This is a genomic window from Pseudomonas sp. RSB 5.4 (assembly GCF_037126175.1).
In the GTDB taxonomy this organism is placed as follows: domain Bacteria; phylum Pseudomonadota; class Gammaproteobacteria; order Pseudomonadales; family Pseudomonadaceae; genus Aquipseudomonas; species Aquipseudomonas fluorescens_H.
Window position 1 is genome coordinate 5,136,789 of sequence record NZ_CP146986.1, and the last position, 12,511, is coordinate 5,149,299.

General features: G+C 61.2%; 11 protein-coding genes. 6 read left to right on the plus strand and 5 right to left on the minus strand.

What is annotated here, in order from left to right; all coding sequences use genetic code 11:
* Positions 1 to 114 precede the first annotated feature (114 nt).
* From msbA to hldE, 4 genes are all read left to right on the plus strand, one after another.
* Positions 115 to 1,917: a lipid A export permease/ATP-binding protein MsbA gene (gene msbA / locus V9L13_RS23190; RefSeq protein WP_003221037.1), complete on the plus strand. Its 1,803-nt coding sequence runs from the start codon at positions 115 to 117 to the stop codon at positions 1,915 to 1,917.
* Between the two features lie 167 nt (positions 1,918 to 2,084).
* Complete coding sequence (locus tag V9L13_RS23195; protein ID WP_003221039.1) at positions 2,085 to 2,789, plus strand: sulfotransferase family 2 domain-containing protein; 705 nt, start codon at positions 2,085 to 2,087, stop codon at positions 2,787 to 2,789.
* Positions 2,782 to 3,402, plus strand: coding sequence for an adenylyl-sulfate kinase (gene cysC / locus V9L13_RS23200; RefSeq protein WP_003221040.1), 621 nt, complete (start codon positions 2,782 to 2,784; stop codon positions 3,400 to 3,402). The genes V9L13_RS23195 and cysC overlap by 8 nt, the downstream gene beginning before the upstream one ends.
* A 93-nt stretch (positions 3,403 to 3,495) precedes the next feature.
* Positions 3,496 to 4,917 (plus strand): bifunctional D-glycero-beta-D-manno-heptose-7-phosphate kinase/D-glycero-beta-D-manno-heptose 1-phosphate adenylyltransferase HldE, encoded by a 1,422-nt coding sequence (gene hldE, locus V9L13_RS23205; RefSeq protein WP_103368225.1) that lies wholly within the window; start codon positions 3,496 to 3,498, stop codon positions 4,915 to 4,917.
* Between the two features lie 90 nt (positions 4,918 to 5,007).
* Here hldE and V9L13_RS23210 read toward each other — a convergent pair whose 3' ends face one another.
* From V9L13_RS23210 to V9L13_RS23225, 4 genes are all read right to left on the minus strand, one after another.
* A complete protein-coding gene (locus V9L13_RS23210) occupies positions 5,008 to 5,976 on the minus strand; it encodes a hypothetical protein (protein ID WP_003221044.1) in 969 nt (322 codons plus the stop codon).
* Positions 5,977 to 6,007: 31 nt separating this feature from the next.
* Positions 6,008 to 6,820, minus strand: a complete 813-nt coding sequence (locus V9L13_RS23215) for an aldo/keto reductase (protein ID WP_338800639.1) — start codon at positions 6,818 to 6,820, stop codon at positions 6,008 to 6,010.
* Complete coding sequence (locus V9L13_RS23220) at positions 6,817 to 7,992, minus strand: FAD-dependent oxidoreductase (protein ID WP_338800640.1); 1,176 nt, start codon at positions 7,990 to 7,992, stop codon at positions 6,817 to 6,819. Before V9L13_RS23220 ends, V9L13_RS23215 begins: the two co-directional genes overlap by 4 nt.
* Positions 7,993 to 8,196: 204 nt before the next feature.
* Positions 8,197 to 8,529, minus strand: coding sequence for a multidrug efflux SMR transporter (locus tag V9L13_RS23225; protein ID WP_003221050.1), 333 nt, complete (start codon positions 8,527 to 8,529; stop codon positions 8,197 to 8,199).
* A 102-nt stretch (positions 8,530 to 8,631) separates the two neighbouring features.
* Between V9L13_RS23225 and V9L13_RS23230 the strand changes: the two genes are divergently transcribed.
* Together V9L13_RS23230 and waaA are read left to right on the plus strand one after the other, a co-directional pair.
* Positions 8,632 to 9,534, plus strand: a complete 903-nt coding sequence (locus V9L13_RS23230; RefSeq protein ID WP_338800641.1) for a LysR family transcriptional regulator — start codon at positions 8,632 to 8,634, stop codon at positions 9,532 to 9,534.
* Positions 9,535 to 9,545: 11 nt separating this feature from the next.
* A complete protein-coding gene (gene waaA / locus V9L13_RS23235) occupies positions 9,546 to 10,820 on the plus strand; it encodes a lipid IV(A) 3-deoxy-D-manno-octulosonic acid transferase (RefSeq protein ID WP_338800642.1) in 1,275 nt (424 codons plus the stop codon).
* Positions 10,821 to 10,987: 167 nt separating this feature from the next.
* On the opposite strand, the gene V9L13_RS23240 is transcribed toward waaA, so the two are convergent.
* Positions 10,988 to 12,421: a TolC family outer membrane protein gene (locus tag V9L13_RS23240; RefSeq protein ID WP_003221054.1), complete on the minus strand. Its 1,434-nt coding sequence runs from the start codon at positions 12,419 to 12,421 to the stop codon at positions 10,988 to 10,990.
* Between the last annotated feature and the right edge of the window lie 90 nt (positions 12,422 to 12,511).

The following is a 12,511-nucleotide window of genomic DNA, read 5'->3' on the forward strand; positions in this document are numbered from 1 at the left end:
GATGGCTATTTGATGCGGAAAAAGATGCCTAACAATAACAGCCTTTCGCCGATTGCCAGAACCCTGAAGAAGCTGTGCTAAAGTCAGCGTCCTTTTTATCGACTTTCGCGTGATATGACCGACTCCAGTCCCGCCGCAAGCCCCTCGAGCTTGAAAATCTACTTCCGCCTGCTCGGCTACGTCCGGCCGTACATCAGTCTGTTTCTGATCAGCATCGTCGGTTTTCTGATTTTCGCTTCGACCCAGCCGATGCTCGGCTACATCCTCAAGTATTTCGTTGACGGTCTGTCCAATCCTGAAGCGGTACTGTTTCCAAGCGTGCCTTACCTGCGTGACCTGCAACTGCTGCAGGCCGTGCCGCTGCTGATCATTCTGATCGCGGCGTGGCAGGGTCTGGGATCTTATCTGGGCAACTATTTTCTGGCCAAGGTTTCTCTTGGCCTGGTTCACGATCTGCGCGTGCAGTTGTTCAACAATCTGCTGGTGCTGCCGAACCGCTATTTCGACAAGCATAACTCCGGCCACCTGATTTCGCGCATTACCTTCAACGTGACCATGGTCACGGGGGCGGCAACAGATGCGATCAAGGTCGTAATCCGTGAAGGCATGACGGTGATCTTCCTGTTTGCCTCGCTGCTGTTCATGAACTGGAAACTGACCCTGGTGATGGTGGCGATCCTGCCGCTGATCGCCGTGATGGTGCGCACTGCGAGCAAGAAATTCCGCAAGCAGAGCAAGAAAATCCAGCTGGCGATGGGTGACGTCACGCACGTGGCCTCGGAAACCATCCAGGGTTATCGTGTGGTCCGCAGCTTCGGCGGCGAAGTCTACGAGGAAAAACGCTTCCTCAAGGCCAGCCAGAGCAACACCGACAAGCAACTGCGCATGACCCGCACCGGTGCCATCTACACGCCGATGCTGCAACTGGTGATCTACACCGCGATGGCCGTGTTGATGTTCCTCGTGCTGTATCTGCGCGGCGATGCTTCGGCCGGTGACATGGTTGCCTACATCACCCTCGCAGGCCTGTTGCCCAAGCCGATTCGTCAATTGTCCGAAGTCAGCTCGACCATCCAGAAAGGCGTGGCCGGTGCCGAGAGCATCTTCGAGCAACTGGATGTCGAGCCGGAAGTCGATACCGGTACCGTCGAGCGCGACTCGGTCACTGGTCGCCTGGATGTGCGCAATCTGAGCTTCACCTATCCTGGCACCGAACGTCAGGTGCTCGACGACATCAGCTTCTCGGTCCAGCCAGGGCAGATGGTGGCGCTGGTCGGTCGTTCGGGCAGCGGCAAGTCGACGCTGGCCAACCTGATTCCACGTTTCTATCACCACGACAAGGGCGAAATCCTGATCGATGGTGTAGAAATCGAGCAGTACAAGTTGCTCAATCTGCGGCGGCATATCGCTCAGGTGACCCAGCACGTGACCCTGTTCAGCGACACCGTGGCCAACAACATTGCCTATGGCGATCTGGCCGGTGCGCCGCGTGAGGACATCGAGAAGGCTGCGCGTGATGCCTACGCGATGGACTTCATCTCGCAGTTGCCTGAAGGCCTCGACACCCAGGTCGGCGAGAACGGCGTGCTGCTCTCCGGCGGTCAGCGTCAGCGTCTGGCGATTGCCCGTGCGCTGCTCAAGAACGCACCGGTGCTGATTCTCGACGAGGCCACCTCGGCGCTCGACACCGAATCCGAACGGCACATTCAGGCTGCGCTGGATCAGGTCATGAAGGGTCGTACCACACTGGTGATTGCCCACCGTCTGTCGACCATCGAGAAGGCCGACCTGATTCTGGTCATGGATCAGGGCCGCATCGTCGAGCGCGGCACCCATGAGCAGTTGTTGGCGCAAAACGGCTACTACGCGCGCCTCAACGCCATGGGCCTCGATGCCCCGGCCGAAGACATCGCCTGATTCCAGGCCTTGCCCTGAGGGGGCGGATTCGCTCCCTCAGTCATATGTATCCAGAACTTTACTCTTCTTGACCAAACCGGAATAAATCCGGGCACCGCGCTTGTTAAGGTTCCTCAACGAACTTTGACTTCCATCGAGGGGGCTATCCCCGTCGCGCGGGTACTTTCATGCTCCAACGCTTTTTGTGGAAACTGCTGCCCAAGTCGCAACGGTCCTTTCTGCTCGCGCGTCTGTCGGTGGTCGATCGGCAAGCGGTAAACAAGTCGATGTCGGCCAATCTGACCTTTCCAAAGGCTTTCGAGCAACGTTCCTGCCTGTTTATCCATGTCCCCAAATGTGCTGGCAGCAGCGTGTGCGAAGCCATGTTCGATGGCTGGCGGCCAGGACACCTGCCGTTGTATTGGTACGAAGAGCAATTCCCCGAGCAGTTTGCCGCTGCGTTCAAATTCGCGTTTGTTCGAGACCCGCTGGAGCGCGCCTATTCGGCCTACGCTTTTTTGCGCGGGAACGAGTTGGGCAGGCGTGATCAGCAGGCACAGCAACTGGTCAGGCAGTACCGGGATTTCGATGATTTTGTTGCACGCTGGCTACATCCCGAAACAATCACCCGACAATTGCACTTCGCCGCACAGACGGACTTCCTGACTGATTCGCTGGGCCGTCTGGCACTGGATTTCGTCGGTTATCAGGAGCACCTGGAGCGGGACTTTCAACTGGTCTGCGAGCGATTGGGGATTGGCGGGCAACTGTCCCGCGTCAACTGTTCCCGGCAGCGTCAGTCGACGCCTGCCCGGGACTTCTGTTCTCTACGGACCCGGCGACTGGTTCGACGGGCTTATCAGCGTGATTATGAGTTGCTCGGTTATGAATGAAGCATTGCATGCATCGCTATCGGCTTCGGCCATCAGCCCCTATGGCCTGGCGCTCTCCAACCAGGCTCGCGCCATGCTCAAGGGCCAAAGGCCCCTTTGCCTGTGGCTGACCGGTTTGTCCGGTGCGGGAAAATCTACGCTGGCCAATGCGCTGGAGTTGTCCCTGCACCCGCTCGGGCTGCATACCTTTTTGCTTGACGGCGATAACGTGCGCAACGGCTTGTGTCGGGATCTGGGGATGGGGGATGCGTGCCGTCGGGAAAATATCCGCCGCATGGCAGAAGTGGCGCGCTTGATGGTCGACGCCGGGTTGGTCGTGATCGTGGCGGCGATCTCGCCGTTTCGCGCGGAGCGAGAAGCAGCACGTGCGCTGTTCGCCGAGGGGGACTTTATCGAGGTGCATGTCAGTACTTCGTTCGACGTCTGTGCCCGTCGCGACCCGAAGGGCCTGTACCGGGCCGCGCGCGAGGGGCGAATCTCGAACTTCACGGGGATCGACAGTCCTTACGAAGCCCCTGATGCCGCCGAGTGTCGAATCGACACCGAAGATATCGAGTTATCCGCCGCCTGCCGGCAATTGGCTGCTCTTGTGGTCAAAAAACAAGCAAATTAAATAGCTGTTTCATCCTGTTGCAGGCTGCACTCAAGCCTGCGCCAACCCTGTGTTAATATCGCGCCCCTGTTCATTTTGTATGTGGGTTGCTCCATGAAGTTGTCCATGCCGCGATTCGATCAAGCCCCAGTCTTGGTGGTCGGCGATGTCATGCTCGACCGTTACTGGCATGGTGGAACCTCACGGATTTCCCCTGAGGCACCGGTTCCGGTTGTAAAAGTCGAGCAAATCGAAGACCGCCCGGGCGGTGCTGCCAACGTTGCCTTGAACATTGCCGCGCTGGGCGCGCCGGCGTCGCTGGTCGGTGTGACCGGTGACGACGAAGCCGCCGACAGCCTGAGCAACAGTCTCAAGGGCGCGGGCGTGCGTGCCCTGTTCCAGCGTATTGCGCATCAGCCGACCATCGTCAAGCTGCGGGTCATGAGCCGGCACCAGCAATTGCTGCGTATCGACTTCGAAGAACCGTTTGCCACCGATGCGCTGGCCTTGGCCTCGCAGGTCGATGATCTGCTCGAAGGCATCAAGGTGCTGGTGCTGTCGGACTACGGCAAAGGCGCGCTGAAGAATCATCAAGCCTTGATTCAGGCGGCACGTGCCAAAGGCATTCCGGTGCTGGCCGATCCCAAGGGCAAGGATTTTTCGATCTACCGTGGCGCCAGTCTGATCACGCCGAACCTCAGCGAATTCGAAGCCATCGTTGGCGGGTGCGCCGATGAGCACGAGCTGGTGAGCAAGGGCGCAGCCCTGATGCACGATCTCGAACTCGGCGCGCTGCTGGTCACTCGCGGTGAACACGGCATGACCCTGCTGCGCCCGGAGCATCCGGCGCTGCACTTGCCGGCCCGCGCCCGTGAAGTGTTCGACGTGACCGGTGCTGGCGACACAGTGATTTCGACCCTGGCGGCGGCGATTGCTGCCGGTGAAGAACTGCCGCACGCGGTGGCGCTGGCCAACCTGGCGGCCGGCATCGTGGTCGGCAAGCTCGGTACTGCAGCGATCAGCGCCCCGGAACTGCGCCGCGCGATTCAGCGTGAAGAAGGTTCGGAGCGTGGTGTTCTGGGGCTGGAGCAACTGGTGCTGGCAGTGGCCGATGCCCGTGCGCATAACGAGCGCATCGTCTTCACCAACGGCTGCTTCGACATTCTGCATGCCGGTCACGTGACCTACCTCGAACAGGCGCGCGCTCAGGGCGACCGTCTGATCGTGGCGATCAACGATGACGCCTCGGTCAGCCGCCTGAAAGGGCCGGGACGCCCGATCAACAGTGTCGACCGGCGCATGGCGGTACTCGCCGGCCTCGGTGCGGTGGACTGGGTGATCAGCTTCCCGGAAGGCACCCCGGAAAACCTGTTGCGCGAGGTCAAGCCGGATGTGCTGGTCAAGGGCGGTGATTACGGTATCGACCAGGTGGTCGGCGCCGATATCGTCAAGGCTTACGGCGGTACGGTGAAAGTGCTGGGTCTAGTGGAAAACAGCTCGACCACCGCGATCGTGGAAAAAATCCGCGGTAACTGATTCAAGCTAAAAAGATCGCCGCCTGCGACAGCTGCTACATTGGAATGCGTTTCCCTGTAGGAGCTGCCGCAGGCGGCGATCTTTTGCTTTTCAGGAACTGACTTTCTTGCGCGGTACGATCTTCTTCAGCAATTGCCTGGCCTTGCCGCGCAACCGCGCCAGTCCCGTGGGTTTCTCCGGCGGGGTCAGGCCTTGTTGGCGTAACCAGTCCTTCCAGCGAATCCGCTCGTCACGCACCAGCCAGCCATCCTGTCTGGCAAAGCTTTCGGCCAGATACAGACCGCGTGTGCCTGCCGGAGACAACTGACCTTTCTTCAAGGTATACAGCTCGGCCAGCGGTTCGCCGTCCTGCAACGGCATCAGGTACAGATCGGGGCGCTTGCGGTCCAGTCGCGCGACAAGCTGATCGCCTTCCAGTCGCTCATCGACGTGAAACAGGCTCAAGGATTTGACTTCCTTGGGCACCTCCAGGCGCAAGTCATAGATCAGTTGCAGCGATGCGGTCGGCAGATGCACGTAGGCCCGTGGCCGTTCGAGCAATTGCAGATTGGCGCAGCGCACCGGCCGCGCCGAACCGGATTGCGGCGTCAGGCGAAACGGCAGGGCCTCGCGGTAATGCAGGGCGGAGGAGTAGGGCGCGGGTAGCCAGGTGTCGTTGAAGCGTCCGCCGAGCCAGCCTTCCGGGGTTTCCAGCAGACACTCTTCGGCGATTTCCTGAATCGCCGTGTGCAACGGGATGTTCAGTTCTTGAGCAGGCACGTAACCGGAAATCAGCTTGAGCACCACATCGCCACGATCCTGCCGACGCTGGCGCACCAGCACCCAGTAATCGCGATTCTGCCAATGCAGGGTCAGGCGCACCGAGACCCCGAGATTGGCCAGCTCCACCGCGAAGCGCTCGGCATCCGCCACGCTCACCGGTTTGCGCCGTTGCAGGGTCTGGGCGAAATTCAGCGGCATGCCGACGCTCTGATACGTCAGGCCTTCGGGCGTGGCCTCGACGAACAGCGGCAGTGTCTTGAAGTTGCTCGGGTTCTTTCTGATGAGCGTGCGCGGCATGTCGGCTCCTGCTTAAGGCCGCGGGGCGGCGTCAGTGACCACGAAGGACCTGGGCAACGGTCGCAACGTTGTGGGCGAGGTGCAGCGGATTGATCGTGCCGACAATAGCACTGGCCACGCCGGGCTGTTGGAACAACAACTCGAAGCTGGCGCGCACCGGATCCACGCCCGGACTCAGGCACACATGGCCGCTGGCCAGGGCTTTTTTCACCAGAATGGCTTTGCCGTGGGCAGCAGCATAGTCAATGACTGCCTTCTCGTTCTGTTCGTTCAGATTGTAGGTGACCATCGCGCAGTCCCCTTGCTCCAGTGCCTTGAGTCCGCCCTCGACCGTTTTGCCGGAGAAGCCGAAGCCGCGAATCTTGCCCTCGGCCTTGAGTGCGGCGAGGGTGGCGTAGACCTCTTCGTGCTCAAGGATCGCCAGGTCGTTGCCGTCGGAGTGCACCAGCACCAGGTCGATAAAATCGGTTTCAAGACGTTGCAGGCTGCGCTCGACCGACATCCGCGTATGCGCCGCACTGAAGTCATGGCGCGACAGGCCGTCGGCAAACTCTTCACCGACCTTGCTGACGATTACCCAATCCTGCCGCTGGCCGCGCAACAACGGGCCGAGGCGTTCTTCGCTGCGACCGTAGGCCGGGGCGGTGTCGATCAGGTTGATGCCCAGCCCTTTGGCCTGATTGAGCAGCATGCGTGCCGCGTCATCGTCGGGGATCTGGAAGCCGTTGGGGTATTTCACCCCTTGGTCGCGGCCGAGTTTGACCGTGCCCAGGCCCAGCGGTGAAACCATCAGACCGGTGCTGCCCAGTGGACGATGCAGCTCGTGCAGGGTCGCGATGCTCATGGCAACAATTGCTCCCAGGCCGGTACGCCCATCGGTGGTTTTGGCAATGCCGGCAACGGCTCGGTCGGTTGCGGCTGGATGCCGTCGCGCTGCAGCGAGGCAATAACGCGGTCGGCGAAGTCTGGCGCCAGTGCCAGTTTGGTCGGCCAGCCCACCAGCAGGCGACCCTGCTCGGCGAGGAAGGCGTTGTCCGGACGGCTCAAGCCAGTTTGCAGCGGCTCGGCGCGATCCACGCGCAAGGTCGCCCATTGCACCTGGCTCAGGTCGATCCATGGCAGCAACTGGCCGAGTTCTTTCTGCGCGGTGGCGATTTGCTCGGCCGGCTCGCGGGCCACGCCATCGCTTTCGGCAATGTCGCCGCCCAGGTACCAGACCCAGTTGCCATCAGCAGCCGGGTGAGTGGTGACGGTGATGCGCGGCTTGGTGCCACCGCCCAGACAATGGGCGTACAGCGGCTTCAGGCTCGGGCCCTTGGCGATGATCATATGCAGCGGCCGGCGTTGCATCGCCGGTTGGGTCAGGCCCAGGTCTTCCAGCAATCGGGCGGTACCGGCACCGGCACTGAGGACGATGCGCTGGGCGCGAATCTCGCGGCCGTCAACCTTCAGGCCGACCAGTACACCCGCTTCCAGCAGCGGCTCGATGGTTTGTCCGGCGAGCAGACCGTCACCGGCCAGATCGGCCAGGCGCTGAATCAGGCTTGGCACGTCGACTACCAGTTCCGCGAGGCGATAGACCTTGCCCTTGAAGCGCTTGTCTTGCAGGGCCGGCGGCAGTTGATCGCCCTTGACCTGATCGACCCGGCCACGCACGGCCTTGCTGGCGAAGAAACTGGTGAGGTTGCCGGCGAGTGTGCCGGGCGACCACAGGTAATGCGCTTCGGACAGCAGGCGCACGCCGGACAGATCCAGCTCGCCATTGCCGGCCAGCGCTTCACGCCAGCGGCGCGGCATGTCGGCGATGGCTTCCGAGGCACCGGTCAGCGCACCGTGCAACGCATACTTGGCGCCGCCGTGGATGATGCCCTGGGACTTCACACTCTGCCCGCCGCCGAGGCTGGCGCTTTCCACCAGCACGGTCGAAAAACCCTGGCGGCGCAGACGCGCATTCAGCCAGAGGCCGGCGACACCAGCGCCGACAATCAGAACGTCGGTGGAAATAACGGATGGCATGCAGCGACCTCAGTGTTCAAGACGAGGGCGCAGTATACAGACTCGGGAAAGCGGGGGATTTGTCGATGATCAACAGGGCAGATGCAAAACCAAATGTGGGAGCGGGCTTGCTCGCGAATGCGCTGTGTCAGTTAGCAGAAATGTTGTCTGATACAGCGCATTCGCGAGCAAGCCCGCTCCCACAGGGATTTGCGTTACTGCAAATCAGTGACCGGCAGTTTTCGAGAACAGTTGGATGACCACCACGCCGAGCACGATCAACGCCATTCCGAGCATCGCCGGCACATCCAGCTTCTGCCCATAAATGAACAGCGCCGCGACGCTGACCATCACGATGCCCATACCGGCCCACACGGCGTAGGCAACACCCACTGGCACAGTGCGCACCACCAGCGTCAGCATCCAGAAAGCGATCCCGTAGCCGACGATGACCAGGATCAGCGGCAGCGGGGTGCTCAAGCCTTTGACCGCTTTCATCGAAACGGTGGCGATCACTTCGGCGCAGATGGCGATAGCCAGGAAGGCGTAGGCGTTCATGTGTAGATCCTCATGTAAAACGTTGCTTGCTGAGGCGGCATTCTAGTCGCTCGCCAGATGGGGTAAAGTCATTACCTATCTGTTTTAAAGATGGGCTGCAGCATGAATACTCAGTGGAATCTCGATCAACTGCGCGCCTTCGTCAGCGTCGCCGAGCAACGCTCGTTCTCCGCCGTGGCGCGCCAGCAGCGCAAGGCGCAGTCGGCGATCAGCAGCGCCATCGCCATGTTGGAGGACGATTTGGGTGTCAGCCTGTTCGAGCGTAGCAGTGGTCGCCAGCCCCGGCTCACCGAAGCGGGGGAAGCACTTCTCGAAGAGGCGCGCGAAGTGTTGCGTCAATGCGAGCGTCTGAACGGTCGGGCGATGGCGATGATGTGCGGCCAGGAAGCGCAGTTGCGCGTGGCTCAGGATGAAGCGATGCCCTATCAGGCACTGGTAGAAAGCTTCGATGCGCTGGCCGAGCAATTTCCCAGTCTCGAAGTGCAACTGACCAGCGCCGCCCAGGGTGAAGTCGCCCGCAAACTGGTCGAGCGCCGTGCCGATCTGGGCCTGCTGTTCTATCACGATGAAATCCCCGAAGCGCTGGAACGACGGGTATTGGGCCGGGTAGAAATGGTCACCGTCTGCGGCATCAATCATCCGCTGGCGACGCAGTCCTACGTCACCTGCCAGCAACTGGCGCAGCATCGGCAATTGCTGATGTCGACGCAGACCAGCGTCTACCCCGGCAACGAACCGGCCAGCCCGCAAGTGTGGCGCGCCGACAGTTTCTATGTGATGGCCGAATGGCTGGTGCGCGATCTCGGTTGGGCGTGGCTGCCCCGGCATGTGGTGCAGTACTCGGCCTATCAGGGTTTGATGGTTGAACTGGACAGCGAATGGACCCCGCCGGCCTTGGTGGTGGAACTGGTCTGGCGCCGGGATGAACCCCTGGGGCCTGCGGCGCGCTGGCTGGCCGAACGTTTTGCCGTGCACTTGCGGGCGATTGGCGACAAAAGTCGATAAACTCCGCCGCCATGAATAGAACTCTCTACACCGCGCTGTTTTACCTGGGGCTGCCATTGGTGGCGATTCGGCTGTGGCTGCGCTCGCGCAAGGCCCCGGCGTATGCCAAACGGATTGGCGAGCGCTTCTCCTACGGGATGCCACCACTGCAACCCGGCGGGATCTGGGTGCACGCAGTGTCGGTGGGCGAAAGCATCGCTGCTGCGCCGATGATTCGCGCTTTGCTGCAACGTTATCCGCAGCTGCCGATCACCGTGACCTGCATGACCCCGACCGGATCGGAACGGATTCAGGCATTGTTCGCCAACGAGCCGCGTATCCAGCATTGCTATCTGCCCTATGACTTGCCGTGCGCAGCGGCGCGTTTTCTTGATCACGCCAAACCGAAACTCGCGGTGATCATGGAAACCGAACTGTGGCCCAACCACATCCATCAGTGCGCCAAACGCGGGATCCCGGTGGCGCTGGCCAATGGTCGACTGTCCGAGCGCTCGGCCCGGGGTTATGGCCGTTTCAGCAAGCTGACCGCGCCGATGCTTGCGGAGATGAGTTTTTTTGCGGTGCAGACCGAGGCTGAAGCCCAGCGCTTCCGTGATCTGGGCGCGCGCCCGCAGACGGTTGAAGTCACCGGTTCGATCAAGTTCGATCTGACCATCGACCCGCAACTGCTGCAACGTGCCGCTGAGCTGCGCGGACAATGGCAAGCGCTGGAGCGCCCGGTATGGATCGCCGCCAGCACCCACGAAGGCGAAGACGAGGTCGTGCTCGACGCCCATCGTCGGCTGCTGGCGAACTACCCGAATGCGCTGCTGATTCTGGTGCCGCGCCATCCCGAACGCTTCAACTCGGTGTTCGAGCTGTGCCAGCGTGAAGGCTTTGCCACGGTGCGCCGTTCGAGTGGTGCCAATGTCGAGGCGAACACTTCAGTGCTGCTCGGCGACACCATGGGCGAGTTGCTGTTTCTCTACGCGTTGGCTGACAGCGCTTTCGTTGGCGGCAGCCTGGTGCCGAACGGTGGGCACAATCTGCTGGAGCCGGCTGCACTGGCCAAACCGGTGATCAGTGGCCCGCACCTGTTCAACTTCCTCGACATCGCCGCGCAATTGCGCGAAGCCGGGGCGTTGGCCGAAGTGGATGATGCCGAAGGGCTGGCGGTGGCAGTGCAGCGCCTGTTCGAGTTGCCCCGCGATGCGCAACGCATGGCCGAGGCCGGGCTGGCGGTGATGCGCCGTAATCAGGGAGCGTTGCAGCGGTTGCTGGATGGGCTGGGCAGGTTGATCAAATAGTCGCTTGGAACATTTATTGTGGCGAGGGGATTCATCCCCGATCGGCTGCGCAGCAGTCGTTAACCCTGCTTGCCATATCTGACTGAGTCACCGCGGTGAATGGTTTTGGGGCTGCTACGCACCCCATCGGGGATAAATCCCCTCGCCACAGGGGATTTCCAGATTGTTTACGGGCGCGCCTTGAGCTGTGCTTCGGCTGCCTTGGCCAGATCCGGCGGGAGGAAGTCCTTGTCCGGGTTGTAGTCGGGCTTCAGATAGCGCGCCAGGTCCTGCAAGTCACCCGGATTCAACGTTCCCGCTGCCTGCTTCAAACGCAGGTTGTCGAGGATGTAGTCGTAGCGGGTGTTGTTGTAGTTGCGCACCGAGGTGTACAGCTGACGCTGCGCATCGAGCACGTCGACGATGTTGCGCGTACCGACCTGATAACCGATTTCCGTGGCTTCCACCGCACTCTGGTTGGAGATGATCGACTGGCGGCGCGCCTGCACCTGCTCGACATCGGTGTTCACCGCGCGATGCAGGTTGCGGGTGTTTTCCACCACTTGCCGGCGCAGGGATTCACGCTGTTGCTCACTCTGATCCAGCTGCGCATAGGACTGGCGCACTTGCGAGCTGGTCAGCCCGCCGCTGTAGATCGGAATGTTCAGTTGCAGGGCCAGGGTGCTTTGCTCGACGTTGCCACCGTACGGAGTACCGAAGGCGTTCGGGTTGGCGAAGCCGAGGGCGTCGTTGTCACCCTTTTCGTATTTGGCCACGGCATCGAGGGTCGGCAGGTGACCGGCCTTGCGCTGTTTGAGGGTCTGTTCGGCGGAGCTGACCGCAAAGTTGCTCGCCAGCAGATTGAGGTTCTGTTTGCCTGCGGTGTCGACCCAGGCCTTGGCGTCGTTTGGCGTCGGCGGCAGGATCGGCAGTGTGTGGACGATGCCCTGAATCGAGTTGTACTGACGGTTGGTCAGGGTGATCAGCGCTTCGAACGCATCGTCAACCTGACGCTGCGCAACGATGCGGTTGGCGCGCGCGGTGTCGTAACTGGCCTGCGATTGCAGGACATCGGTCTTGTCCGACAGGCCGACATCGAAACGCTCGTTGGACTGATCGAGCTGACGCTTGAACGCGGCCTCTTCAGCCTTGGTCGAAGCCAGGTTGTCCTGACTGCGCAGCACGTTGAAGTAGCTTTCGGCCGATTGCAGGATCAGGTTCTGCTCGGTGGCCGAGAGTTGCAGGGCGGCCTGTTCGTTGACGTCCTTGGCGGCCTGGTACTGGAACCAGCGATCAGCGCGGAACAATGGCTGGGCCAGGGTCGCCTGATAGGAATGCGCGCTGCGATTGGCAATGGCCGAAGGCTGGTCGATCGAGGTGCGCACGTCCGCCACTTCGGCGCCACCAGACAAGTTGGGCAGCAAGCCGGCGCGGGCCTGTGGCACCACTTCTTTCTGTGCACCGTACTGGGCGCGGGCGGCGGCCAGATCGGCGTTGTTGTCGACCGCTTCCTGATAGACGCTGACCAGATCGGTCTTGGTCGACAAGGGCGCTTCTGCTGCCCAGGCCATTGCGTTGGACGCACAAGACACGGCAAGAGCCAGTGAAAGTTTGCGCAGCATGAGGCGATCCCTAGCAAAAAATATTATGAAAATAATGTGCGCGCCAAGGCTACGGCGCGGCCCCCGCAGCGTCAAGGCGCGCAAGGCACA